The organism is Streptomyces torulosus (genome assembly GCF_001419765.1).
GTDB lineage: Bacteria > Actinomycetota > Actinomycetes > Streptomycetales > Streptomycetaceae > Streptomyces > Streptomyces torulosus.
This window is the reverse complement of record NZ_LIRK01000209.1, coordinates 1-23,890: the sequence shown is the minus strand read 5'-3', so window position 1 is coordinate 23,890 and position 23,890 is coordinate 1. Positions and strand designations below refer to the sequence as shown.

20 protein-coding genes and 1 pseudogene are annotated in these 23,890 nt (G+C 70.4%); 8 read left to right on the top strand and 13 right to left on the bottom strand.

What is annotated here, in order from left to right; translation table 11 throughout:
- From AOK23_RS51395 to AOK23_RS15615, 5 genes and pseudogenes are all read left to right on the top strand, one after another.
- Positions 1-286, top strand: a pseudogene (locus AOK23_RS51395) (hypothetical protein); the annotation flags it as partial.
- Positions 268-1,551: a hypothetical protein gene (locus AOK23_RS15630; RefSeq protein WP_055713326.1), complete on the top strand. Its 1,284-nt coding sequence runs from the start codon at positions 268-270 to the stop codon at positions 1,549-1,551. The pseudogene AOK23_RS51395 and the gene AOK23_RS15630, both read left to right, overlap by 19 nt.
- A gap of 149 nt (positions 1,552-1,700) precedes the next feature.
- Positions 1,701-2,108, top strand: a complete 408-nt coding sequence (locus AOK23_RS15625) for a VOC family protein (RefSeq protein ID WP_055713325.1) — start codon at positions 1,701-1,703, stop codon at positions 2,106-2,108.
- Between the two features lie 56 nt (positions 2,109-2,164).
- Positions 2,165-3,289, top strand: coding sequence for an LOG family protein (locus AOK23_RS15620; RefSeq protein WP_055713324.1), 1,125 nt, complete (start codon positions 2,165-2,167; stop codon positions 3,287-3,289).
- 192 nt (positions 3,290-3,481) lie between these two features.
- A complete protein-coding gene (locus AOK23_RS15615) occupies positions 3,482-4,210 on the top strand; it encodes an LAETG motif-containing sortase-dependent surface protein (protein WP_079049499.1) in 729 nt (242 codons plus the stop codon).
- 96 nt (positions 4,211-4,306) lie between these two features.
- Here the strand turns inward: AOK23_RS15615 and AOK23_RS15610 are convergent, their stop codons facing one another.
- From AOK23_RS15610 to AOK23_RS15585, 6 genes are all read right to left on the bottom strand, one after another.
- Complete coding sequence (locus tag AOK23_RS15610; protein ID WP_055713323.1) at positions 4,307-5,110, bottom strand: maleylpyruvate isomerase family mycothiol-dependent enzyme; 804 nt, start codon at positions 5,108-5,110, stop codon at positions 4,307-4,309.
- An 11-nt stretch (positions 5,111-5,121) separates the two neighbouring features.
- Positions 5,122-6,156, bottom strand: coding sequence for an ABC transporter ATP-binding protein (locus AOK23_RS15605; RefSeq protein WP_055713322.1), 1,035 nt, complete (start codon positions 6,154-6,156; stop codon positions 5,122-5,124).
- Positions 6,156-7,898, bottom strand: coding sequence for an ABC transporter permease (locus AOK23_RS15600; protein WP_079049498.1), 1,743 nt, complete (start codon positions 7,896-7,898; stop codon positions 6,156-6,158). Before AOK23_RS15600 ends, AOK23_RS15605 begins: the two co-directional genes overlap by 1 nt.
- Entirely contained in the window at positions 7,874-8,953 is a 1,080-nt protein-coding gene (locus tag AOK23_RS15595; RefSeq protein WP_055713320.1) for a thiamine ABC transporter substrate-binding protein, read from the bottom strand. Before AOK23_RS15595 ends, AOK23_RS15600 begins: the two co-directional genes overlap by 25 nt.
- Positions 8,954-9,208: 255 nt before the next feature.
- Positions 9,209-10,315 (bottom strand): dual-specificity RNA methyltransferase RlmN, encoded by a 1,107-nt coding sequence (rlmN, locus tag AOK23_RS15590; RefSeq protein WP_055713319.1) that lies wholly within the window; start codon positions 10,313-10,315, stop codon positions 9,209-9,211.
- 159 nt (positions 10,316-10,474) lie between these two features.
- Complete coding sequence (locus AOK23_RS15585) at positions 10,475-11,101, bottom strand: hypothetical protein (RefSeq protein WP_055713318.1); 627 nt, start codon at positions 11,099-11,101, stop codon at positions 10,475-10,477.
- A 1,554-nt stretch (positions 11,102-12,655) separates the two neighbouring features.
- Between AOK23_RS15585 and AOK23_RS15580 the strand changes: the two genes are divergently transcribed.
- The gene (locus AOK23_RS15580) at positions 12,656-13,102 is read left to right on the top strand and encodes a hypothetical protein (protein ID WP_157878048.1); all 447 of its coding nucleotides are present in this window, start codon (positions 12,656-12,658) and stop codon (positions 13,100-13,102) included.
- A gap of 235 nt (positions 13,103-13,337) precedes the next feature.
- Positions 13,338-16,703 (top strand): S8 family serine peptidase, encoded by a 3,366-nt coding sequence (locus AOK23_RS15575; RefSeq protein WP_157878047.1) that lies wholly within the window; start codon positions 13,338-13,340, stop codon positions 16,701-16,703.
- A gap of 91 nt (positions 16,704-16,794) precedes the next feature.
- Here AOK23_RS15575 and AOK23_RS15570 read toward each other — a convergent pair whose 3' ends face one another.
- From AOK23_RS15570 to AOK23_RS48440, 7 genes are all read right to left on the bottom strand, one after another.
- A complete protein-coding gene (locus tag AOK23_RS15570) occupies positions 16,795-17,244 on the bottom strand; it encodes an SRPBCC family protein (RefSeq protein ID WP_055713315.1) in 450 nt (149 codons plus the stop codon).
- A 194-nt stretch (positions 17,245-17,438) separates the two neighbouring features.
- The gene (locus tag AOK23_RS15565; RefSeq protein WP_107102797.1) at positions 17,439-18,566 is read right to left on the bottom strand and encodes a phosphatidate cytidylyltransferase; all 1,128 of its coding nucleotides are present in this window, start codon (positions 18,564-18,566) and stop codon (positions 17,439-17,441) included.
- On the bottom strand, positions 18,566-19,123 hold the full coding sequence (frr, locus tag AOK23_RS15560) for a ribosome recycling factor (protein WP_055517210.1): 558 nt from the start codon (positions 19,121-19,123) through the stop codon (positions 18,566-18,568). Before frr ends, AOK23_RS15565 begins: the two co-directional genes overlap by 1 nt.
- A 155-nt stretch (positions 19,124-19,278) precedes the next feature.
- Positions 19,279-20,037, bottom strand: coding sequence for a UMP kinase (gene pyrH / locus AOK23_RS15555; RefSeq protein ID WP_055517171.1), 759 nt, complete (start codon positions 20,035-20,037; stop codon positions 19,279-19,281).
- Positions 20,038-20,227: 190 nt separating this feature from the next.
- A complete protein-coding gene (gene tsf / locus AOK23_RS15550) occupies positions 20,228-21,064 on the bottom strand; it encodes a translation elongation factor Ts (RefSeq protein WP_055713313.1) in 837 nt (278 codons plus the stop codon).
- Between the two features lie 180 nt (positions 21,065-21,244).
- Entirely contained in the window at positions 21,245-22,150 is a 906-nt protein-coding gene (rpsB, locus tag AOK23_RS15545; protein WP_055713312.1) for a 30S ribosomal protein S2, read from the bottom strand.
- A gap of 647 nt (positions 22,151-22,797) precedes the next feature.
- The gene (locus AOK23_RS48440) at positions 22,798-22,986 is read right to left on the bottom strand and encodes a hypothetical protein (protein WP_206336208.1); all 189 of its coding nucleotides are present in this window, start codon (positions 22,984-22,986) and stop codon (positions 22,798-22,800) included.
- Between AOK23_RS48440 and AOK23_RS15540 the strand changes: the two genes are divergently transcribed.
- Entirely contained in the window at positions 22,979-23,515 is a 537-nt protein-coding gene (locus AOK23_RS15540) for a M23 family metallopeptidase (RefSeq protein ID WP_240496399.1), read from the top strand. The two genes, AOK23_RS48440 and AOK23_RS15540, sit on opposite strands and share 8 nt — an antisense overlap.
- Positions 23,516-23,890 lie beyond the last annotated feature (375 nt).

The following is a 23,890-nucleotide window of genomic DNA, read 5'->3' as shown; positions in this document are numbered from 1 at the left end:
GCGCGGTGAGGCCCGGTCCGCCGCCGAGGGCGAGCGCCTCGCCACCACCGTGGGCAAGGCCCGGCACGCCGCAGGGGACGGCAGCCGGCCCGCCTCCGATGCCGAGCGGCCGACCGCCACCCCTTCCGGTCGGCCGGCCGATTCCCGAGCCGAACGGCCGACCGCCACCGTCGCCCCCGAGGGCGACGGACGAACCGCCGCCGTACGGGACGGCGACTCCGGCAAAGGGGACCGCCCGTCCGCCGCCGAGGGAGGAGGCCGGGCCGCGTGCTCGCTCTCCGTCTAGCCCGCCGCGCCCACCCTGTCGTCCAGCTCCGCCGGCTGCTCGTCGCCGCGGCCTCCGGTGGCACGGGGTTCCTGCTGCTGTGCGCCCTCGGGTACGCCCTGTCCCACCCGCACGCCTCCTCCGCCTCGCTGCTGCGGCTGCTCTGGTGCCTCGCCCCCGCCTCCGCCACGATCCACTTCGCGGTGACGGTCGCCCGGACCGACCCCGGCACGCGGCCGCGCCCCGGCCTGTCCGCCATCGGCCTCGGCCCGGTCCGCCTCATGGCCGTCTCCGCCGTGACGACGGCCCTGTCCACCACCCTGGGCTCCCTGCTCGCCCTGCTCGTCTTCCTCCACCTGCGCGGCGACCTCACCGGCATGCCCTTCGACCGCATCGCCGCCGACGCCCTCGGCGCCGGACGCCCCCTGCCGCTACCGGCCGCCCTCACCCTCCTCGCCCTGGTACCGGTCGTGGCGTCCGTGACGACGGCACTGGTCCTGCGCCCCTGGGGCCCCCGGACCCGGGCCGCCAACCCCCGGACGCGCTTCATGGCGTACGACACCTTCGACATCCGCCGCCGGGTGCTGGAACCGGCGGGCGCGACCAGGTTCGAGGAGGAGCCGGAGCCCGACGAGGAGACCTCCGCGACCGCCGAGCCGGACGAGCCACCGGCCCCGCGCCCCGCGCCCGGCGGCCTCCCCTGGGGCATCGCCGTCCTCGCCGTCGGCCTCGCCATCGAGACCCACGCCGGGCAGTCCGACGCCGGTTCCGCCCTGGCCCTCCCCGGAGGCTTCGCCGACAGCCCCGCCGGGGTGCTCGGCGGCTGGCTGCTGACCGCGCTGGGCCTGGCCCTCGCCGGCCCCGGGCTCACCCACCTCACCGGCCGGCTGCTCCAGGCCGTGCGGCCGGGGGCGCTCAGGCTGCTGTCCGGGCGGGTGCTGCAGGCGGAGGCCCGGCGGATCGGGCGGCCGCTCGGGGTGGTGTGCGCGGTGGCCTCCGGGGCGTACGCCATGGTGACGCTGTCCTCCGGCGCGCGCCCCGCGGTCGGTCCGCTGACCCTGCTGGGGGCGTTCGTCGTGGCCGGCTGCACCGTCCTCACCCTCGCCACGGCCGCCGTCGAGGCCCGCCGGGCGCACGCCGACACCACGGCCGCGCTGCTGCGGATGGGGGCGCCCGCCGCCCTGCCCCGCCGGGCCGCCCTGCTCCGCGCGGGCGCCCTGCTCGCCGTCTTCGGCCCGCTGACCTGGACGGTCGCGGAGCTGGCGGCACTCCCGCTGGCCTCCTGACCACCGGTCGGCCGCGGCATCGAGGGCGCCGGAGAACTCGTACAAAAAAGATCCGCGACCGGCGATGAGTTTCACGGAGGGCCCCGGTCTATCCCCTCGAACGGACCGAGACCCACGCCGGACCGACCGACGCTACGGGAGAGACCCACATGTACCAGCAGATGATCTTCGTGAACCTGCCCGTGAACGACCTCGACGCCTCCACGAAGTTCTTCACGGAGCTGGGGTACTCGATCAACCCGCAGTTCAGCGACGAGAACGCCGCCTCCGTCGTGATCAGCGACACCATCGTGGCGATGCTGCTCACCAAGCCGTTCTACGCGACCTTCACCAAGAAGGAGATCGCGGACGCCACCCGGACCAGCGAGGTGCTGCTGTGTCTGAGCGCCGAGAGCCGCGAGAAGGTGGACGAACTGGTGGAGAAGGCGGTCGCCGCCGGCGGTACGGCCTCCGAGAAGGTCCAGGAGATGGACTTCATGTACGGCCGCGCCTTCGACGACCTCGACGGCCACACCTGGGAGGTCGTGTGGATGAACCCCGACGTCATCGAGGGCTGAGTCCCGACGTTTCGAGGGGTGCCTCCCGCCGGTACGGCCGCGCCTAGCATGGGCGGGTGCAGACGATGCCCGCCCATGCGGCCCACCATGACGACCGCGAGATCGAGACGATCGAGGAGTTCGACGCGACCGTCTCGGCCCGCGGCACCCTCTCCGGATACCGCGTCCAAGCCGTCGACCTGACGGACCGTACACGCGAACTGCTCACCACCGACGCGGCGGGCGCCGTCTTCCTCGGCTGCCCGATGCGCGAGGACGCGGCGGCGAAGATCCGCGCGGACGGCGCCCTGGTCTTCCCGCCCATACCGGATCTGCCCTTCGACCCGTATCGGGGCCTGCTCTACTCCCCCGACGAGCTGTTCGCGTCCCTGGTGGACGGCGGTTACGAGGCGACGCCGGACGCCCGCTCCTACGCCTGGTTCCAGCGGACCAAGGCCGACCGGGACATCTTCGCCTCCACACTGCGCGCCGTCCACGACGACTCCGTCTCCGACGCGCTCGACGAACTCCTCGTCGGCGCACGGGTGGTGGGGGTGATGGGCGGCCACGCGATGGCCCGCGGCACCGCGGCGTACGAGGGTGCCGCCCGCCTCGGCCGGAGCCTCGCCCGCTCCGGTCTCACGGTCGCCACCGGCGGCGGCCCGGGCGCGATGGAGGCCGCCAACCTCGGCGCCTACGCCGCCCCGCACGACGACGCGATGCTCGCCGACGCCCTGCGACTGCTGGCGAAGGCACCGAAGTTCACGCCGTCGATCACCGACTGGGCGAGCGCCGCCTTCGAGGTGCGCACCCGCTATCCCAAGGGCGGCACCTCCGTGGGCATCCCCACCTGGTTCTACGGCCACGAGCCGCCGAACCCGTTCGCCTCCCACATCGCCAAGTACTTCGCCAACGCCACCCGCGAGGACGGCCTCCTCGCCCGCTGCGACCACGGCGTCGTCTTCCTGCCCGGCGCCGCCGGCACCGTCCAGGAGATCTTCGACAACGCCACCCCCAACTACTACGAGTCCCGCGGCGAACCGACCCCCATGGTCCTCGTCGACCGCGTCCACTGGACGGAGAAGCTCCCCACCTGGCCCCTGCTCAGCTCCCTGGCCCGTGACCGCTCCATGGAGTCCCGGATCGCGCTGGTCGACCGGATCGAGGACGCCCCCGAGGCGCTGGAGCGGCTCCGCGGATGAGGGCGGCGGTGCGGCGAACCGGGAGTAAACACGTGGGCTGTTCATCAATGGGCAAAGCCAACGGCTCGGACACTTCTTCGGATTGACAGTACTTATGCCGCGCTTATAAACCTGTGAGGCACATGGGGAAGCCGCTTCACCGGCGGCGCCTCCGTCACCCCCACTCCCCTGTGCTCCCCGTGAAGGGCAAACGTGTCCACATCTCCCCGAATCGCGCGAGCAGCGCGTTGTCTCGGTGTCGCCTCCGCTTCCGCCGCACTCGTGTTCGGCGTCGCGGGCAATGCCATGGCCTGCAGCATCAAGGACTTCTCCGCCGTGGCGGAGTGCGACGGCGACCAGGGCGTCATCCGCGTGACCGACGTCGACCCGCTGGGCGTCCCGGCCGAGGTCACCGTCTACCTGGAGAACAACGGTGCCGACCTGCGCAAGGTCGGCACCCAGGTCATCGAGGGCTCCACGGCCGAGGGTGTGACCGTCACCTTCGACGAGAAGTGGAAGCCGAGGGCCGAGTACCGCATCCACATCGCGGCGGACAAGTACGTCGACGACGACCTGCCGATCCTGGTCGCGCCCGACAAGTCGTGCAAGAAGGCGGACGACACCCCGCCGGCCTCCTCCGAGAAGCCGGAGAAGCCCGGAAAGCCCGAGAAGCCCGGAAAGCCCGAGAAGCCGGGGAAGCCCGCCGAGAAGGAGCCGGCCGAGGAGGGGAAGGCCCCCACGCCGTCCGCCTCGGAGAGCGGCACGCCCGCCGGTTCGGGCGGCACCAACAACCTCCCCTCCCCCGAGGGTGACTCCAACCTCGCGGAGACCGGTGCCGACTCCGACACCGGTCCCATAGCGGGTGTCGCGGCGGTCCTGGTCGCCCTCGGCGTCGGTGCCGTGATCTACAGCATGCGGCGCCGCGGGTCCTCCATGCGCTGACCGTCCTCGTACGGCCGTGCGGCCCGCGCTCCTCGGTGAGGGGTGCGGGCCGCATGCGTGTCGGAGGGCTCGCGTCGAGCGGCCCGCCCACGCGGCTCACCCGAAGGTCGCCCGCTCCAGCCAGAAGTCCAGCAGTTCCCGGTCGCCCAGGACCTCCAGGCGACCGCCGTCCGGGGGCAGTCGGCGGTAGAAGGCGAGCAGTACGTCGGTGAGCGGGCCGCGCAGCGCGACGGTCGCCTTCTCGTGGCCGTGCCGCCAGCGCACGCCCTCCTCGGTCAGGTCGACGAACCACTCTGCCGTCACGTCGGTGGCGTGGAGGTGGATGCTGCGGCCGGGTCCGCGCAGTTCGGCGGCCGCGTCGTCCGGCTCGGTCCGCTGGACGAACTCGACGATCTCCAGCCACTCGTCGATCGCGTCGGCGGCGATCTCCGGCGCCACCTCGTACGGCAGCCCGGCGGCTAGGGTCGCGTCGGCCCGGTGGACGACCAGTTCATGGGTCACCCGGCGGGCCCAGAACCCGGCGGTCCGCTCCCAGCCCCAGGACCACACCGGTGTCTCGGGCCCGGCCTCCCGCAGCGTGGCGAGGAGTTCCTCCCCCGTCCGAGCGAGCCAGGCGTCCAGCTCGGCCGGGTCCCCCTGCTTCTCGGGGCCGTCGTACAGCGGCACCCGTTCCTCGGGCACCTCCTCCTCCGCCCGCGTCCGTACGTTGAGTTCGACCCAGCGCAGGGAGCCGCCGGTGTGCCGGACGAGCTGTTCCAGCGACCAGTCGGGGCAGGTCGGCACGGTCGCCGAGAGGTCCGCGCCGGAGGTCACCACGTCCCTCAACTGCCGTAGCTGGTGCTCGATCTCGGCGCAGTAGCGGTCATGTCGGGCGTGGGGTTCACGGGTACGCAGGGTCATGGTGGTGGACCCTATGCGGCCGGGTCACCGCCGAGCACGAGGATTTCGGCGGCGTCGAAGGCCACGCCCACCTGGTCGCCGGGGTCCGGCGCGTCCCTCAGCGCGCACGCCGCCTCCAGTCGTGGCGCGCCCTCGGGCTGGAGGTGCACGGAGACATGGGTGCCCCGGAAGGTGCGTGCGGCCACGGTGCAGCGCAGTCCGTCGGCGGCGTCGACCAGCCGTACCCCTGCGGGCCGCACCAGCAGCGCGCCCGGCCCCTGCGCCGAGCCCTCGGGCACCGGCACCTTGCCCCAGGGGGTGTCGGCGGCCTGGCCGGTCACCGTCGCGTCGACCACGTTGTCGAAGCCGAGGAAGCGGGCCACGAACTCGTCCGCCGGGCGCTGCCACACCTCCAGGGGCGTGCCGGACTGGGCGATCCGTCCGTCCCTCATCACCACGACCCGGTCGGCCAGCGCGAACGCCTCCCCCTGGTCGTGTGTGACCGCCAGCACGGTCGTGCCCAACTCGGCGAACAGTTGCCGGAGTTCGACGACGAGTCGTTCCCGCAGCGAGCGGTCCAGCTGGCCGAGGGGTTCGTCGAGCATGAGCAGCCGGGGGCGTGGCGCGAGGGCGCGGGCCAGCGCGACCCGTTGCTGCTCACCGCCGGACAACTCCCCGACCCGGCGGCGCGCGGCCCCGGGCAGTCCGACCAGCTCCAGCAACTCCCTTACACGGGAAGCGCGTTCGTCCTTGGCGGCGCCGTGCATCCGGGGCCCGAAGGCGACGTTGCCCGCGACGTCCCGCTGGGGGAACAGCTGGTGGTCCTGGAACATCAGACCGACGCCGCGCTTGTGCGCCGGGACGCCCGACTGGTCGTGCCCGTCCAGCGACACCCGTCCGGCGTCGAGGGGCTGGAGCCCGGCGACCGCCCGCAGCAGGGTCGACTTCCCGCTGCCGCTCGGCCCCAGCACGCACACGATCTCGTGCTCGGCGACGCCCAGATCGACCCCGTCGAGGACGGGCCGCCCGTCGAACCGTACGGTCGCGCCCTCGATCCTCAGCAACATCAGAACTCCCCCGTGCGATCGGCGCGGAGGCGCTCCAGCACCAGCAGGGCCACCGCGCACACCACCATAAGAATCGTCGAAAGGGCCATGGCCTGGCCGTAGTTGAGGTCGCCCGGCCTGCCGAGCAGCCGGGCCACGGCGACCGGCAGGGTCGGGTTGTCGGCGCGCGCGATGAACACGGTCGCCCCGAACTCACCGAGCGAGACGGCGAAGGCGAACCCGGCCGCGATCAGCAGGGCCCGCCGTACGAGCGGCAGGTCGACCTCGCGCCACACCCGCCACGGCGACGCCCCGAGGACGGCCGCGGCCTCACGCAGCCGTTCGTCCACGGCCCGCAGCACAGGCAGCATGGTCCGTACGACGAAGGGGACGCCGACGAGGGCCTGTGCGAGGGGCACCAATATCCAGGAGCTGCGCAGATCGAGCGGCGGTTCGTCCAGCGCGATCAGGAAGCCGAAGCCGACGGTCACGGCGGACACCCCGAGCGGCAGCATGAGCAGCGCGTCGAAGCCCCGGACGAGATGGTCGGTCACGGGGGTCTTCCCGTCGCCGCGGGGGCGGGTGCGCAGGGTGAGGGCGGCCGCCGCGAGGCCGCCCACGAGGACGGCGATGGCGGTCGCGGCGCACGCGTAGGTGAGCGAGTTGCCGATCGCCTCGATCGGCGCCACCAGGAAGATGCCGCTGTCGTCGCTGGTCAGCGCCTTGTAGTAGCCGAATCCCGGTGCGTCGAGCGACCGCTCGACCAGGACGCCCAGCGGCAGCAGGATCAGCACGACCACTGTGGCGAGGACACCGGCCAGCAGCGCCCACTGCCCGGCTCCTCGCGGCCGCCGTGCCGTGAGCGAGGCGTCGACCAGCCGCAGCGCGGTCTCCCGCCGCCGCACGGTCCAGGCGTGCACGGCGAGGATCATCCCGACCGCGGCGAACTGCACGAGCGTCAGCACGGCGGCCGTCGTCAGGTCGAAGATCTCCGAGGTCTGCCGGTAGATCTCCACTTCGAGCGTGGAGAAGGTCGGCCCGCCGAGGATCTGCACCACCCCGAACGAGGTGAAGGTGAAGAGGAAGACCATCAGGGCGGCGGCGGCCACGGCGGGCCCGAGCGCCGGCAGGGTCACCTTCCGCCAGGCGCCGAGCAGGGACGCCCCGAGCATCCGCGCGGCCTCCTCCTGCCGCGGGTCGAGCTGGGCCCACAGCCCGCCTACGGTTCGGACGACGACCGCGTAGTTGAAGAACACGTGGGCGAGCAGGATCGCCCACACGGTGGTGTCCAGCCGTACGCCCCCCAGCTCGTCGAGCAGCCCCCCACGCCCGACCAGCGCCAGGAACGCCGTACCGACGACCACGGTGGGCAGCACGAACGGCACGGTCACGACCGCCCGCAGGACATCCTTGCCCCTGAAATCGAAGCGCGCGAACACATACGCGCCGGGGAGCGCGATCAGCAGGGTGAGCGCGGTCGAGACGAGCGCCTGCCAGGTGGTGAACCACAGCACGTGCCGGATCCCGGAGTCCCCCAGTACCTCCGCGATCCGCCCGAACTGCCAGCCCCCGCCACGCCCCTCGGTCTTCAGCCCCCGGACGACGATCGCGGCGACCGGGTAGGCGAAGAACACCCCGAAGAAGGCGACGGGCAGGGCCATCAGCCCGAGCCGCGCCGCGCCGCCCCTGCGGGACCTCCGCCGGGGCGCGGCCTCCGCCGGCCCGGGAGGCTCCTTGGCTACTTCAGTACGAGCGAGGTCCATGACTTGACCCACTCGTCACGGTTCTCGGCGATCTTCGCCGGGGCCATGGTCTCCGGGTCCTTCGCGGCCGGTCCGTACTCGGCGAAGTCGGCGGGCACGGACGCGCCGTCGACCACCGGGTACACGAACATGTTGAGGGGCATGTCCTCCTGGAACCTCTTCGAGATCAGGAAGTCGATGAGCGCCTTGCCGCCCTCGGCGTTGCGCGCGTTGCTCAGCAGCCCGGCGAACTCGATCTGCCGGAAGCAGGTGCCGCCGGCGACGCCGGTGGGCGCGGTCTTCGGACGCGGCTTGGCGTAGATGACCTCGGCTGGCGGCGAGGAGGCGTACGACACGACGAGGGGCCGGTCGCCCCCCGCCTTCTTGCCGTCCGTCGACCCGGAGAACTCCTGGTAGTACGCCTGCTCCCAGCCGTCGACGACCTTGACGCCGTTGGCCTTGAGCTTCTTCCAGTAGCCCTCCCAGCCGTCGTCGCCGTACTTCGCGGCCGTGCCGAGGACGAATCCGAGGCCGGGTGAGGAGGTGGAGGCGTTCTCGGTGACGAGGAGGTCCTTGTACTCGGGCTTGATCAGATCGTCGAACGTCTGCGGCGGCTCGATCTTCTTCTCACTGAAGTACGCCTTGTCGTAGTTGACGCAGATGTCACCGGAGTCGATGGGCGTGACCCGGTGTTCGTCCTTGTCGAGCTGGTACGCGGCGCCGACCTTGTCGAGGCCCTTCGCCTCGTACGGCTGGAAGAGGCCGTTGTCGAGCGCGCGGGACAGCAGGGTGTTGTCGACGCCGAAGAAGACGTCGCCCTGCGGGTTGTCCTTGGTCAGGATCGCCTGGTTGACGGCCTGGCCGGCGTCGCCGCTCTTGAGGACCTTGACCTTGTAGCCGGACTCCTTCTCGAAGGCCTTCAGCACGTCCTTGGAGTAGCCGAAGGAGCCGTGGCTGACGAGGGTGACGGTCTTGGAGCCGCCCGACCCGGCGTCATCGGACGACGACGAGCCGCACGCGGACAGCGTGACGAGGCCGAGGCCGACGGCCGCGGCGACGAACGTTCTGATGTGCACTGATGTCCTCCTGGGGGTGACCAGGAAGAGACGCGGCCCTGCCCGGGGACCTCGGCGGTTCCCGGGCAGGGCGCAACAGCTTGAGTGAAGACCGAACTTCCTACCCAGAATGACCTGGGCGAGGTTCAGAGGGTCTGCGGCCTGGATGCCGCACTCTCAGCGCTGTGGCGCTCCCCTGTCGGAATATGAAGATGTGTACGAAGGTCACACTACCCCGTGGCCGGATTCCGACTCCTGCCCGTCCCCGGCCGTCGGCTACCGCTCGGTGGCCGCGAGCTGGCCGCAGGCCCCGTCGATCTCCTGGCCCCGGGTGTCCCGGACGGTCACCGGCACCCCGTGGGCGGCGATGGCCTCCACGAACGCCTTCTCGTCCTCGGGCCGCGACGCGGTCCACTTCGAGCCGGGCGTCGGGTTCAGCGGGATCAGGTTGACGTGCACCGGCCGGCCCTTGAGCAGCCGGCCCAGCCGGTCACCACGCCAGGCCTGGTCGTTGATGTCCCGGATCAGCGCGTACTCGATGGACAGCCGCCGCCCGGACTTCGCGGTGTACTCCCATCCGGCGTCCAGGACCTCGCGCACCTTCCACCGTGTGTTGACCGGTACGAGGGTGTCGCGCAGCTCGTCGTCGGGGGCGTGCAGCGAGATGGCGAGCCGGCACTTGAAGCCCTCGTCGGCGAACCGGTGGATGGCCGGCACCAGCCCGACCGTCGACACGGTGATCCCGCGCTGCGAGAGCCCGAGCCCGTCCGGCTCCGGGTCGGTGAGCCGGCGGATGGCGCCGACGACGCGGTTGTAGTTGGCGAGCGGCTCGCCCATCCCCATGAAGACGATGTTGGAGAGCCGGGCGGGCCCCCCGGGGATCTCCCCGTCGCGCAGCGCCCGCATCCCGTCCACGATCTGGTGGACGATCTCGGCGGTGGACAGGTTCCGGTCGAGCCCGGCCTGCCCGGTGGCGCAGAAGGGGCAGTTCATGCCGCACCCGGCCTGCGAGCTGATGCACATGGTGACCCGGTCCGGGTACCGCATCAGCACGGACTCGACGAGCGTCCCGTCGAACAGCCGCCACAGCGTCTTGCGGGTGGTGTCCTGGTCGGTCGACAGATGCCGGACGACCGTCATCAGCTCCGGAAGCAGCGCTTCCTGGAGCTTGGTGCGCGCACCGGCGGGGATGTCGGTCCACTGCTCCGGGGCGTGCGCGTACCGCGCGAAGTAGTGCTGCGAGAGCTGCTTGGCACGAAACGGCTTCTCCCCGATCGCCGCCACCGCGTCCTTGCGCTCGGCGGGCGTGAGATCGGCAAGGTGCCGCGGCGGCTTCTTGGCTCCGCGGGGGGCGACGAAAGTGAGTTCTCCGGGCTTCGGCATAACCCTCCCAGTGTCGCAGATCAACTCGGGGAGCCCAGGCCAGAGCGGGGTGGGGGTGGTCACCTGTGGGTGCCGACTGTCAGCGTTGATCGACCTCGCACGGCCCAGGGACGGCCCAGCCTCCGACCCGCTCTGTGTAGGCAGCGGCGCCATCGCCCGTCACTCCATCTGCATGGGAGCGACCGGGAGTTGCTCCCTGTAGGGCCACGTGAAGGTGCGGTCGGGTTCGAGATGGGCGTCCCCCCAGTGGATCGCATGGACGCCGTTTTCAGCGTCAGCCGTGAAGAACACACAGACCAACCTGGTGGAAGCTCCCAACTCCTCGAACGCTTCGTGCAGCCCCAGGTACTCCTCGGTCGCCAAGTCCTCATCGACGTCGAACAGGCCTTCTGGAGGCTGTGGCCCGTGCGCCCGGAACAGCCGGTGCCGAGTGGGCGACGCGTTGGCGGGCAACCGGGCTCGGTCCAGGGGCCTCGGCCTGTCCGCGTACCGGAAAGGGAAGAGTGCGTGATCATTGATCACCGCATACTCATATCCGCGTACGTCTCGGACGGCTTCCCCAAGCTCGCGCGCCGTCTCCGCCAGGTTCTCGCGCACCACGCCCGCAAGGGCGACACCGTACGGACTCCGCTTCTTCAGCCCCGCAGCGAGATGCGCGGCATGAGCCTTTCCGTGCGCCTTGGCCAGTTGCACCGGGACCGCAGCGGCAAGCACGCCGGCATGCCGCCCAAACCGCTCGACGGCCCAGGCCGACGGCCCTACCGGATAGCCACCCAACACCGACATGCAGTGCCCCCTCCCCCAGGTCCCGCCTCTGAACTGTGTGACACGCACACGAAGGGCACACAAGGGGGCGATCTGGCCAGGACGCGGCCGAACATGCTCGCTTCTAAGAACAGTCACAACTGACCGACGGCGGCCGTGACCTACGGCCGCCCAGTCGATCGACACGGCCTAATGAGGCCTTATCCCCGTGCTACTTACATGGCTCTTCAAATCTCCGGATTTGGTGTTATTGTTACGCGAATTGGGACTGCGGTGTGATGCGGCTGGAACATTCTATTGTGCTCCTTTGCGCTCTTCCGAGCCTCCGTTTTACTGCCCCACACCATCGCGTCGACGGCTATTCCCTCTTCAGGACACAATGCTTCCCAGCCCACTCTCTCCTGAGAGGATCGAGCGGGTTCTTGCGCCAGGCTCTGCTCGCTGGGAGCGTTCATCAGAAATCAGCTCCTACCGGAATTTTGCCAGATATGCGGTACTCTGTTTCAAGCTTCGCCTTAGATCCGTAGGGCTGGTATCGCCGGGCATCCTGCCGCACGACGTCCTTTGTCTACATGTTGTGCGTGTCGCGCGACGCCCGCAACTCCATCCATCCATCACCCGTGACTCCCCGCCTGCCCTGACACGGAAGTGGCATGACCACCCTCGCGCTCTGTATCCGCTGTTGCGACTCGTCAGACTCGCGGCCCGGTGCCACCTCGCAGCTGGGGCGCTCTGCTCAAGGGGAGCAATCCGTCAATTAGCCGCCCTGAGATCGGGCGGCAATGTTTGCCTGGCGCGGACTAACTTGACATCCATACATCGCACGTACACCCGAATCGGGTGCGTTTCGTCAGGCATGCCGCCCGGCTGGCCTCGACCCAGAGAAACCACATTTGAAAGGGCATGACCCACACGCCTTCGCGGTGCGGTTCGAGCACATATGGCATTGGTGTTTCGATCATGTCCGTGAGGGACTTGTAATTCACTCGTTTGGGGACGTCGATGCCCTCAATGCGCCGCACGAAGGCCTTGTCAGAAATAATGGACTCGGCTTTACATCGAACGTCACCGGCGTGGATTTCCTGTTCAAGGGGGACGTTGTGACTGTATCCGTATACCAGATCGCAAATGAGTTCCTTAAGGTTCACAGGCGCCCACTCGCCTGTTCGTACAGAGGCCCGGCGTTCTTCTCGACCCACCAAAGTGGAGCGCGCCACTGTACGAACGACCTTGACGCCCTGGGCCGCGACTGCTCGGCTCTGCCTGGGTCGACGGCAGACGGGATGGGAGTCCCCGCACCAGCCACTGACGGCCGGCACTCGTGTACCGGGCCCCCGCCATCTCGGAGCCTGAGCGCCCCCCACCGGAGGCATGGCTTTGGCCCGCGGATGACGCCCTCGCTTCTGCCCGCAGCACGTAGCACGCCGCCGGGCGCGGCCAGCCGGGGCGCAGACACGAGGCAGGCCGCGCCGCAGAGGCGGCGCGCGCCCGTGCTCTCGGAGGGCCCACAGACCAGTAACCCCACCCCCGCCGATTCGGCGTGCAGGGAGCGGCCGCCGGGGAACAATGCCCACCATGGGCGTATGGGGGACGTTGTTCGCAACCGTTGTCGGTGCTGCGATCGCTCTGCTCGGGCAGCACCTCGTGAAGCGGGCTGAACACAGGGCTCGCATCTCGGAGCTGCTCTTGGAGCAATGCGCTCTGGTAGCCGCCTCATCCTCAGACTTCCATAACCGTGTCTGGGAGGAGCGGGTCCTCAACATGGCTGACCGTGTCAGTAGTTGGGACGTTTCAGCCCACCAGCTGGCGTCAGCTCGGCTGCGCATCCTCTCGAAGGACCGGGCCTTGCTCTCAGCGCTGCAGGAACTGAACAGCGCCGGTCAGCAACTCGGCAGCTACTGGAGGCGAGGCGCTGTGGACGAAGCCGAGTTCACCAACCGTTGGAACCGGCACCGTACCGCCGCTGATCAATTCCTCGCCGCGAGCGCCGAGGTGGTCCATCGGCGCCTCGCACAGGCCTGAGAAGACGACTCCCACGGCGCCGGGCTTCGGCACACCCTCCCGGTGTCGGCGATCAACTCCGGCGCCCGGCGGCCGAAGGTCCGGCCCCGGGCCTGCACGTCTCCGGCTCACCCCATCCCCTGCGCCATCCCCCTCGCACTGATGTGCGTTCACCGAGAACCGAACACCTGTTGTGCGCGTGATACCGGAGAGCGCACACGGGAGCGGGGGGACGCGAGTGGGATCCGTAGGACGCGTGAGGACGGTGGCCCTGGCCGGCGTGATGGCCGGGGCCATGGTCGCGGGGGCGGTGTCGGCGTCGGAAGCGCACTCGGCGCCGGGAGCGGAGTCCGCGCCGGACGTCGGCGGCGGCGCGCACGGCGGGGCCGGGACCACGGCCGGGGGACAGCCGGCCGCGACCGTCACCTTGATCACCGGGGACCGGGTGGCCGTCGGCTCCGACGGTCAGGTCGTCGAACTCACCCGCGGCAAGGGCCGCGAGAAGATCGGCTTCTCGGTCCGGCGTGAGGCCGGGCACACCTATGTCGTCCCGCAGGACGCCCTGCGCCCGATCGCCGACGGACTGCTCGACCGGCAGCTGTTCGACGTCGCGCAGCTGGTCGAGGACGGGTATGACGACGCGCACCGCGGCACGCTGCCGCTGATCGTCGGCTACCGGCGGGACGGTGCCAAGGCGAAACCGTCCGCCCCCGCCCGTGACCGGTTCGCGGGCGTGGCCGTGCGGGAGCGCCGCGCGCTGCCGGCCGTCGACGGCGAGGCCTTCGAGGCGCCCAAGGCCGACGCCCCGGCGCTGTGGGCGGCCGTCACCGGCCGCTCCCCGGCCCCCACGGCAGGCGATGCGGCGGCCCCCGAACGGGCTCTCGCCCATGTGTGGCTGGACGCGAAGGTCCGGGCCACCCTCGCCGAGAGCGTCCCGCAGATCGGCGCGCCCGTCATGTGGAAGTCCGGCTACACCGGCAAGGGCGTCAAGGTGGCGGTCCTGGACTCGGGTGTCGACCAGACCCACCCGGACCTCAAGGGCCTGGAGATCGCCCAGAAGAACTTCAGCGAGTCCCCCGACCTCAAGGACCGCTACGGACACGGCACCCACGTGGCCTCCATCGTCGCCGGCAGCGGCGCGAAGTCCGGCGGCCGCTACAAGGGCGTGGCGCCCGACGTGAAACTGCTCGACGGCAAGGTCCTGGCCGACGACGGCCTCGGTGACATCTCGGGCATCGTCGCCGGCATGCAGTGGGCCGTCGACCAGGGCGCACAGGTCGTCAACATGAGCCTCGGCGGCGGCGACGACCCGGGCCTCGACCCGATGGAGGCCGCCGTCGCCCGGCTCTCCGGCAAAGCCCTGTTCGTGGTGTCCGCCGGCAACAAGGGCGGCGACGGGCCCGGCACCATCCAGTCGCCCGGCAGCGCCCCCGCGGCGCTCACCGTCGGTGCCGTGGACAAGCAGGACCAGCTCGGCGACTTCTCCAGCCTCGGCCCGAACCGCGACGGCACACCCAAGCCGGACATCACCGGCCCCGGTGTCGAGATCACCGCCGCCCTGACCACGCAGAGCGAACAACCCTCCGGTGAGGGATACGTCGCCCAGACCGGTACCTCCATGGCCGCCCCGCATGTCGCGGGCGCCGCCGCCCTGCTGCTCCAGCAGCACCCGGACTGGAGCGGGGCCCGGCTGAAAACGATCCTGACCGGCTCGGCCAGGCCGAATCCGCGGCTGCACGCTTATCAGCAGGGCGCGGGCCGGGTGGACCTGGAGCGCGCCGCCACCGCCCTGGTCGCCGCCGAGCCGGGCTCCCTCGGCTTCGGCCTGCAGTCCTGGCCGCACACCGACGACAAGCCGGTCGCCAAGACCCTCACCTACCGCAACCTCGGCACCCGTGCCGTCACCCTGAAGCTGACCGTCGCCGCGACGAATCCGTCGGGCGGCCCCGCCCCCGCCGGCATGTTCACCGTCAAGGACACCCAGCTCACCGTTCCGGCCGGCGGCACCGCGAAGACCACCGTCACCGCCGACACCCGCAAGGGCACCGTCGACGGTGTCTTCGGCGGCACGGTGCTGGCGTCGGGAGACGGCCAGGAGGTGCGCACCGGTCTGGTGGTGGAGCGCGAGGTGGAGTCGTACGACGTCACCGTGCGGCACATCGACGCCGACGGGGCGAACGCGCAGACGTACGCGACGGTGATCACCCGCCGTGACGGGGACGGCGGCTACGTGGAGCTGCCGAGCCGCCCGAACGGCACGGTGGTCCAGCGGCTGCGCAAGGGCTCCTACCACCTGGAGAGCCAGGTCTTCGCCGAGGACAACGAGCTGGGCTTCTTCGTGCAGCCGGTGCTGGCGGTGACCAAGGACGTCAAGGTCACCCTCGACTCCCGCAAGGCGAAGCCGCTCGCCGTGAAGGCCCCGGACAAGGCCGCGAAGCTCGTCACCTCCGTCGTCAGCTACTACGACGAGGCCCTGGGCTCGGGCAACTCCTGGTTCACCGACGGCGTGCCGCCGATCCGAACCGCCGCCCTCGGCCCGGCGTCCCCGACGCTGCGGGCCCAGTACAACGGTGTGTGGAAGAGGCCGGGCTCGGCCGGCAAGAACGTCGACTACCGGCTCGCCTTCAACCGCAAGGGCACCTTCTTCACCGGCCTCGACCACACCGTCACCCGGGCCGAGGTCGCCGAGGTGAAGCTCGGCTTCGGCTCCTCCGTGACCGGGGCCAAGGGCCGCGTCCACATCAGGCCGCTGGACGAGCTCGGGAACAGCATGCCCATCCAGGAACCGCAGCAGCAGAAGCTGCCGCTGTCCACCACGCACTACCTCAGCACCGCCGGAGTGCGCTGGTCCTGGACGGCCACGCAGCTCGACGCGCGCAGCGAGGCGCGCATGGTCCACCGCAAGGAACGGGTCACCTACAAGCCGGGCTCCAGCCAGACGCTGAAGTTCAACACCGCGGTGGTCGGCCCCGATCTCCCGCCCGGTGGACGCGACGGTCAGGGCGCCGAGCGGACCGGCGACACCATCAGCGCGATGATCCCGCTGTTCACCGACAGCAGCGGCCACCCGGGGTTCTCGGCCGTCACCGGCGGCGTCGCGCGACTGGAGTCCGGCGGCCGGATCCTCGGCGAGGGCCCGGCGACGGACATGCTGACCGCCGAGGTTCCCGCCGCGTCCGCCGCGTACCGTCTGACGGTCGAGGCGAAGCGCTCCACCGCGGACACCTCCACCAGCACCACGGTCGCCGTGGTGTGGACGTTCACCTCGGCGCGGCCGGCCCCGAACCGGACGGTGACGCTGCCGCTGTCGGCGGTGCGTTTCACGCCGAAGCTGAGCCTGAGCGGGACCGCCCCGGCGGGCGGCACGCTCACGGTGCCGCTGAAGGTGAGAGGCGCGGCCGCCGCGGCCGGGCAGGTCGCCGCGCTCACCGTGAAGGTCTCGTTCGACGGGGGCAGGACCTGGAAGACGCTGGCCGTGAAGACCGACGCGAAGGGGGCGCGCTCGGTCAGCGTGAAGCACCCGGCGAGCGCCAAGGCCGTGTCCTTCCTGGTGGACCTGAAGGACAAGAGCGGCAACACCCTGCGCCAGACGATCACCGACGCCTACCGGCTCGCCAAGTGAGGTGACGCACGGCGGCGACCGTCGCCCCCACACCGCCGCCCGCTCCGGCCCGGTTCCCGCACCACGGGGGCCGGGCCGGATCCGTCGGCCGCTACGCCGACGCGTGCTCCAGACGGTCCTTCAGATGCATCTCGTTGCGCGGCAGCTCCTTGCGGATCTGGGGCCGTACGACGAGCGGGACGAGGACCTTGCCGATGCCCCGGCCGTCGAATCCGACCTCGACGGTGACCCGGGAGCGTCGGCCCTGGTCGAGCGGGGTGATCTCCCCGTGCACATGGCTACGGACGGGGCCGTCGATGCCCTCCAGGCTCCAGGCACGCGGCGGCTCGTACTCGGTGAACTGCATGGTCATCGGAATGTTCCGGCGGCCGAAGTGCCGGGTGACGCGCACCCGGGAGCCGACACCCACGGGGTCGGCGTCCAGCGGCTCGCTCGCGACCGCGCTCTCCTGCCACTCGGGCAGATGGGAGAGGTCGCTGACATACGCCCAGACGTCCTCCGGGCGGCAGTCGATGTCGATCGATTCACGGAAGTCGGACATGAAGCCCGCCCCCTTTCGGCGTGATCCCCCTGAGGAAATCGTCCCACTCGACCACGGCCAGGGCCACGGTTCGCCGCCGAGCGCAGCCAATCGGGTCCGGTTCACCGCTGACCCACGGCAAACGGCGACGGGCCCCCGCCCTGTCGTCCAGGTCGGGGGCCCGCGTGACACCGCGTACCCGTGGGGCGTTCCGGTCAGCCGGAGCCCACGAACAGCACCAGCAGCAGCCAGACCACCGGGGCGGTCGGCAGCAGCGAGTCCAGCCGGTCCATGATGCCGCCGTGGCCCGGCAACAGCGTGCCCATGTCCTTGATGCCGAGGTCCCGCTTGATCATCGACTCGCCGAGGTCACCGAGGGTGGCGCTGGCGGCGACCGCGAGGCCCAGGAGCAGGCCCTGCCACCAGGTGCCGCCGTCGATGACGAACTGCATGAGCAGCGCGCCCGCGACCATGGCGAAGGCGACCGCGCCGAGCAGTCCCTCACGGGTCTTGCCGGGGCTGATGCGGGGGGCGAGCTTGTGCTTGCCGAAGCGCCAGCCGACGGCGTACGCGCCCGTGTCGCTGACCACGGTCAGCACCAGGAACGTGAGGACCCGCTGCGGTCCGTCGTCCGCGGTGAGCATCAGCGCGACGAACGTGGCGAGGAACGGCACGTAGAACGCGGCGAAGACGCCCGCCGTGACGTCCTTCAGGTAGTTCCCCGGCGGTTCCGTCATCCGCCACACGAGGACGGCGAGCGCGGTCAGTGCCATGGCCACCCACGCGCCCTCCGGCCCGCGCACATACCCGGCGACGACCATGGCGGCACCGCCGACCGCGAGCGGCACGAGCGGCGCCTTGATGCCCTTGCGTTCCTGCAGGCGCGAGGTGAGCTCCCACAGGCCGACCACGACGGCGACCGCTATCACGCCGACGAAGACGGCCTTGACGACGAACAGCGACGCGACGATGACCACGCCGAGCCCGACACCGACCCCTATGGCGGCGCTCAGGTCACGGCCCGCACTCTTCTTCTGCGGGGCGGGCTGAGGGGCGTCGGGCATGGGCTCCGGCTTCTGCGGCGCCTCCCGATGGGGGTGCGCCGACGGCGTCTCGTCACGGAACAGGGGACCGGCCTGCCGAGCGGCCCCCCGGTCGTCGTCCTGGTTCCCGCCATGCGCGGGTACGTCGGGCACGATGGGCATGGGCTGAGTCTGCATCGAATGCTGGGCCTCAGTCGCATCGTACGGGGGACCCGCCGGGGCATGCCCCTGGACAGGTCCCCGGTCGGTCGGCGCCCAGTACCCGGCTTGTGGCGGCGCCCCCCAGGAAGAGTCGTTCATCAGACCTCGAGGAGCTCGGCTTCCTTGTGCTTGAGCAGCTCGTCCACCTGGGCTACGTACTTCGCGGTGGTGTCGTCGAGCTCCTTCTCCGCACGGCGGCCCTCGTCCTCGCCGACCTCGCCGTCCTTGACGAGCTTGTCGATGGCGTCCTTGGCCTTGCGGCGCACGGAACGGATCGAGACCTTGGCGTCCTCGCCCTTGGTCTTGGCGACCTTGATGAACTCGCGGCGGCGCTCCTCGGTGAGCTCGGGGAACACCACACGGATGATGTTGCCGTCATTGCTGGGGTTGACGCCCAGGTCCGAGTCGCGGATCGCCTGCTCGATGTTGCGCAGCGCGGTCTTGTCGAACGGGGTCACCACGGCCATGCGCGGCTCCGGCACGGAGAACGAAGCCAGCTGGTTGATCGGCGTCAGCGCGCCGTAGTAGTCGGCCACGATCTTGTTGAACATCGCCGGGTGCGCACGACCGGTACGGATCGCGGCGAAGTCGTCCTTGGCGACGACGACGGCCTTCTCCATCTTCTCCTCGGCCTCGAGGAGGGTCTCTTCGATCACCACTTGCTCCTGCGTGTCTTGAGTAGGCCCGGCTGCTGTACTTGGTCACGTCGGCGGCCGGCTGCGTCGCGTCTTGTTCCTGCACGGTTCCCGACCGGTAGGACATTGTCCATCCCCCGGTCAGGCTCCGTCCCCCGGGCAGGGGAAGGACCCGGTCAGGCCCGGCTTCCCTGATCACCCACGAGAGTGCCGATCTTCTCACCCTTGACGGCCCGCGCGATATTGCCCTCCTTGAGAAGCTCGAACACGAGGATCGGGAGCTTGTTGTCGCGGCAGAGCGTGATGGCGGTGGCGTCCGCGACCTTGAGTTCGCGGGTGATGACCTCGCCGTAGCCGAGGGAGTCGAACTTGACCGCGTCCGGGTTGGTCTTGGGGTCGGAGTCGTAGACCCCGTCCACGCCGTTCTTGCCCATCAGCAGCGCCTGGGCGTCGATCTCCAGGGCGCGCTGGGCGGCGGTGGTGTCGGTGGAGAAGTACGGCATGCCCATACCGGCGCCGAAGATGACCACGCGGCCCTTCTCCAGGTGGCGCACGGCGCGCAGCGGGATGTACGGCTCGGCGACCTGGCCCATGGTGATGGCGGTCTGGACCCGGCTGTCGATGCCCTCCTTCTCCAGGAAGTCCTGGAGGGCGAGGCAGTTCATGACCGTGCCGAGCATGCCCATGTAGTCGGAGCGGGCACGGTCCATGCCGCGCTGCTGGAGTTCGGCGCCGCGGAAGAAGTTGCCGCCGCCGATGACGACCGCGATCTCCGCGCCGTCACGGACGACGGCCGCGATCTCCCGGGCGATGGCGTGCACCACGTCCGGATCGACGCCGAGGCCACCGCCCCCGGAGAACGCCTCTCCGGACAGCTTCAGCAGAAACCGGCCGTGTACTTTGCCGTCGTCGCTCTTCTCGGGCTTGGTGGTCATGGAGATCTCGCCTCTTTACGTGTCGCACATACGAAGAAGGCCATTGCCGGTGGGGTGATGTTCGCATCCCATGCGCGGCAATGGCCTCCTCGTCAGATCTGCTGTCGTCCGTCACACGCGCGCGTGCGACGGCGTACGCGAACGACTGCTTCCGACCCTATCGGGACCGGACGTCCGTCGCGGTACGGACTCAGATGCCGACCTTGATGCGCGTGAAGCGCTTCAGGGTGACACCGGCCTCGTCCAGAACCTTCTGGACGGACTTCTTGTTGTCGAGCGCGTACGGCTGACCGAGCAGCGTGGCGTCCTTGAAGAAGCCGTTGAGGCGACCCTCGACGATCTTCGGCAGGGCGGCCTCGGGCTTGCCCTCGGCGCGGGTGGTCTCCTCGGCGACGCGGCGCTCGGACTCGACGACCTCGGCCGGCACGTCCTCCTTGGAGAGGTACTTCGGCGCGAAGGCGGCGATGTGCTGGGCGACACCCTTGGCCAGGTCGGCGTCGGCCTTGTCCAGCTCGACCAGGACACCGATCTGCGGGGGCAGGTCGGGCATGGTGCGGTGCATGTAGGCGTAGACGAAACCGTCGGCGAACTGCGCGAAGCGGTCCAGGACGATCTTCTCGCCGAGGTTGGCGTTGGCCTCGTCCACGAACGCCTGGACGGTCTTGCCGGCCTCGATCTCGGAGGCGAGCAGGGCCTCGATGTCGGCGGGCGAGGTCGCGGCGACGTGCGCGGCGATCGCGTTCGCCGCGGCCTGGAACTTGTCACCCTTGGCGACGAAGTCCGTCTCGCACTTCAGCTCGACGAGGACACCGGAGGTGTTGTCGTCGGCGATGAGGGAGACCACGGCGCCGTTCTCGGCGGAGCGGCCCTCGCGCTTGGCGACGCCCTTCTGGCCCTTGATGCGGAGCGCCTCGACGGCCTTGTCGACGTTGCCCTCGGCCTCGTCCAGCGCCTTCTTGCAGTCCATCATGCCGGCGCCGGTGAGCTCGCGGAGCTTCTTGACGTCGGCGGCGGTGTAGTTCGCCATGAGTCTGTGAGTCTTTCTCGAAGTCTGGGAGATCGGAGATCCGCGCGGTCCGGGATCCGCATCGGGATGTCGGTACCCATCCAGATGGAGATCTCCGACGCGGCGCTGACCTACGGGTGAACGGCGGGAGCGGAGTTCATGTCACCGCTCCCGCCGTCAACACGACGGATGCTGACCGGGTCAGGCCTGCTCGGCCTCGGCGGCCGGGGCCTCGGCAGCGGCCTCAGCGGGGGCCTCGGCCGGAGCCTCGGCGGCGGCCGGAGCCTCGGCGGCGGCCGGAGCCTCGGCGGCGGCCGGAGCCTCCTCCGCCTTCTTCTCACCCTCGAGCAGGTCGCGCTCCCACTCGGCGAGCGGCTCGCCCGCGGCCTTCTCGCCCTTGTCACCGGTGGCGACGCGAGAGCGGGAGATGAGGCCCTCGGCGACGGCGTCGGCGATCACACGGGTGAGCAGGGTGACGGAGCGGATCGCGTCGTCGTTGCCCGGGATCTTGTAGTCGACCTCGTCGGGGTCGCAGTTGGTGTCGAGGATGGCGACAACCGGAATGTTCAGCTTCCGGGCCTCGCCGACCGCGATGTGCTCCTTCTTGGTGTCCACGATCCAGACGGCGCTGGGCACCTTCTGCATCTCGCGGATACCACCGAGGGTCTTCTCCAGCTTGGCCTTCTCGCGCGAGAGCACGAGAAGCTCCTTCTTGGTCAGACCGGACGCGGCGACGTCCTCGAAGTCGATCTGCTCGAGCTCCTTGAGGCGCTGCAGACGCTTGTAGACGGTCGAGAAGTTGGTGAGCATGCCGCCCAGCCAGCGCTGGTTGACGTAGGGCATGCCGACGCGGGTGGCCTGCTCGGCGATGGCCTCCTGCGCCTGCTTCTTCGTACCGACGAACATGACCGTGCCGCCGTGGGCGACGGTCTCCTTGACGAACTCGTAGGCGCGGTCGATGTACGACAGCGACTGGAGCAGGTCGATGATGTAGATGCCGTTGCGCTCGGTGAAGATGAAGCGCTTCATCTTCGGGTTCCAGCGACGGGTCTGGTGACCGAAGTGGACGCCGCTCTCCAGCAGCTCCCGCATCGTGACGACGGCCATGGCCGTTCTCCTTGATTTTTCTCGGTTGTGCCGCGAACACCGGACGGCATTCGCGCCTGACGCCCGCGATGCGCCGTTGCCGCTAAGGACCGAGGGGCGCTGATACGGACCGCTGAGGGCCACGTACCGGGGCGTGCGAAGTCGACCCGGTGACCCGGATCGCCTTCAGAAGTGTACGGGACCCACGAGGCGCCGGGTGACGCCGATGTCCACAACCGGCCAGTACTCCACAGTTCCCGGCCACGTTCGCTCCACTCGGGCGAGGCTTCGGGCATGTCCGACGAACGAATCGAACGAGAAACCCACCGGGAGCGTCCGAGCCGGGAGGGGAGAAGGTCCGGGTGGCTTAGGTGGGCGAGGCGGCTTGCGTGGGCGGGCTGGCTGAGGTGGCTTGTGTGGCCGAGGTGGCTTGTGTGGCCGGAGTGGCTGAGGTGGCTGGAGTGGCTCGCACCGCCGGATAAGTACTCACGGCCGGGCGGGTCGGTACGGCCGCCTCGGTGGGGAGGGACGGACCGGATGGGGTGGACGCGCTGGTCTGAACGGGTATGTCGGCCAGGACGGCCAGGAGGATCGGGCCGGTCGGGTCGACTGAGCCGGCCGGCGCGCGCAAGGGTGTTGGTGCGGGCACGCGGATGGAGGCGGTCCGATCAGCCGGGCTGGGCGGTGGGGCCGCGCGTGTGGGTACGGGCAAGCAAGTCAGTGCCTGCGGTGAGGTCGGCGCCGGCCGGGAGGTCCGTGCCGACAATGAGGTCGGCCCGATCGTGGGGGTCGGCCCGATCGTGGAGGTCGGGCCGGTCGGCGGTGTCCACGGGGCTGTTGGCCGTGCTCATGGCCATGACGTGGACGTCGGCGCCGCAGGCGGCTCCGGGCGCACCGCACCCATCCGGTGGATCAACCGGGGTGGAATCGGTCGACACGGTCCCGGCGATCGGCCAGGCATGGCCCGTGGGTCTGCGGCCCCTGGTGGTGCGGGCGTGGGAGCCCCCGCCGACCACCTACGCCCGCGGCCACCGAGGCGTCGACCTGGCGGCCCCCGCCGGCTCGCCCGTCCGGGCGGTCGCCCCGGGCGTGGTGTCCTTCGCGGGCCGGGTGGCAGGCCGAGGGGTCATCTCGGTCGAGCTGGAGAACACGGGCGATCCTCCGCTCCGGACCACCTATCAACCGGTCCGGGCATCCGTACGAAAGGGCGACGAGGTGGCCCCGGGAGACATCCTCGGCACCCTGGAAGCCTCCCCGTCCCACTGCCCCACGGCCTGCCTCCACTGGGGCCTCCGCAGAGCCGACACCTACCTGAACCCCTTGTCCCTGCTCCCGCCCTGGCTACTTCGCAGAGGCCCGTCCCGCCTGCTCCCGGTACCGGCGTAACGGCTCCCGCCGCTTCCGACGCCCCGGTGTGGGTGGGGACGGCCAACGCCACCAGGCCCGCACGGCTGCCGACGCGCGGCTGAACCGACACCGAGGAGGGACCCGCTCACCAGCCACACCGTGGTGCCGTGGGGGGGCGGGTCAGGCCAACCAGGCGGCGCTGTCGGGCGTGGCTGCCAGGCGAGGTGGCGCTCAACCGGGCAAGGCTGTTAGGCCGGGCAGCGCTTAGCAGGGGGGGTGCCAGGCCGGGCCGATCAGATCAGTCCGGGCTGGGCCGGGCTCAGTAAGCGCACGTCGTGCCCTGCAGGCGGGCGGGGCCGCACGCACCCCGAGGGCCAGCGGGGCCAGCCAGCGGACGCCCGCCCTGCCCCCAGC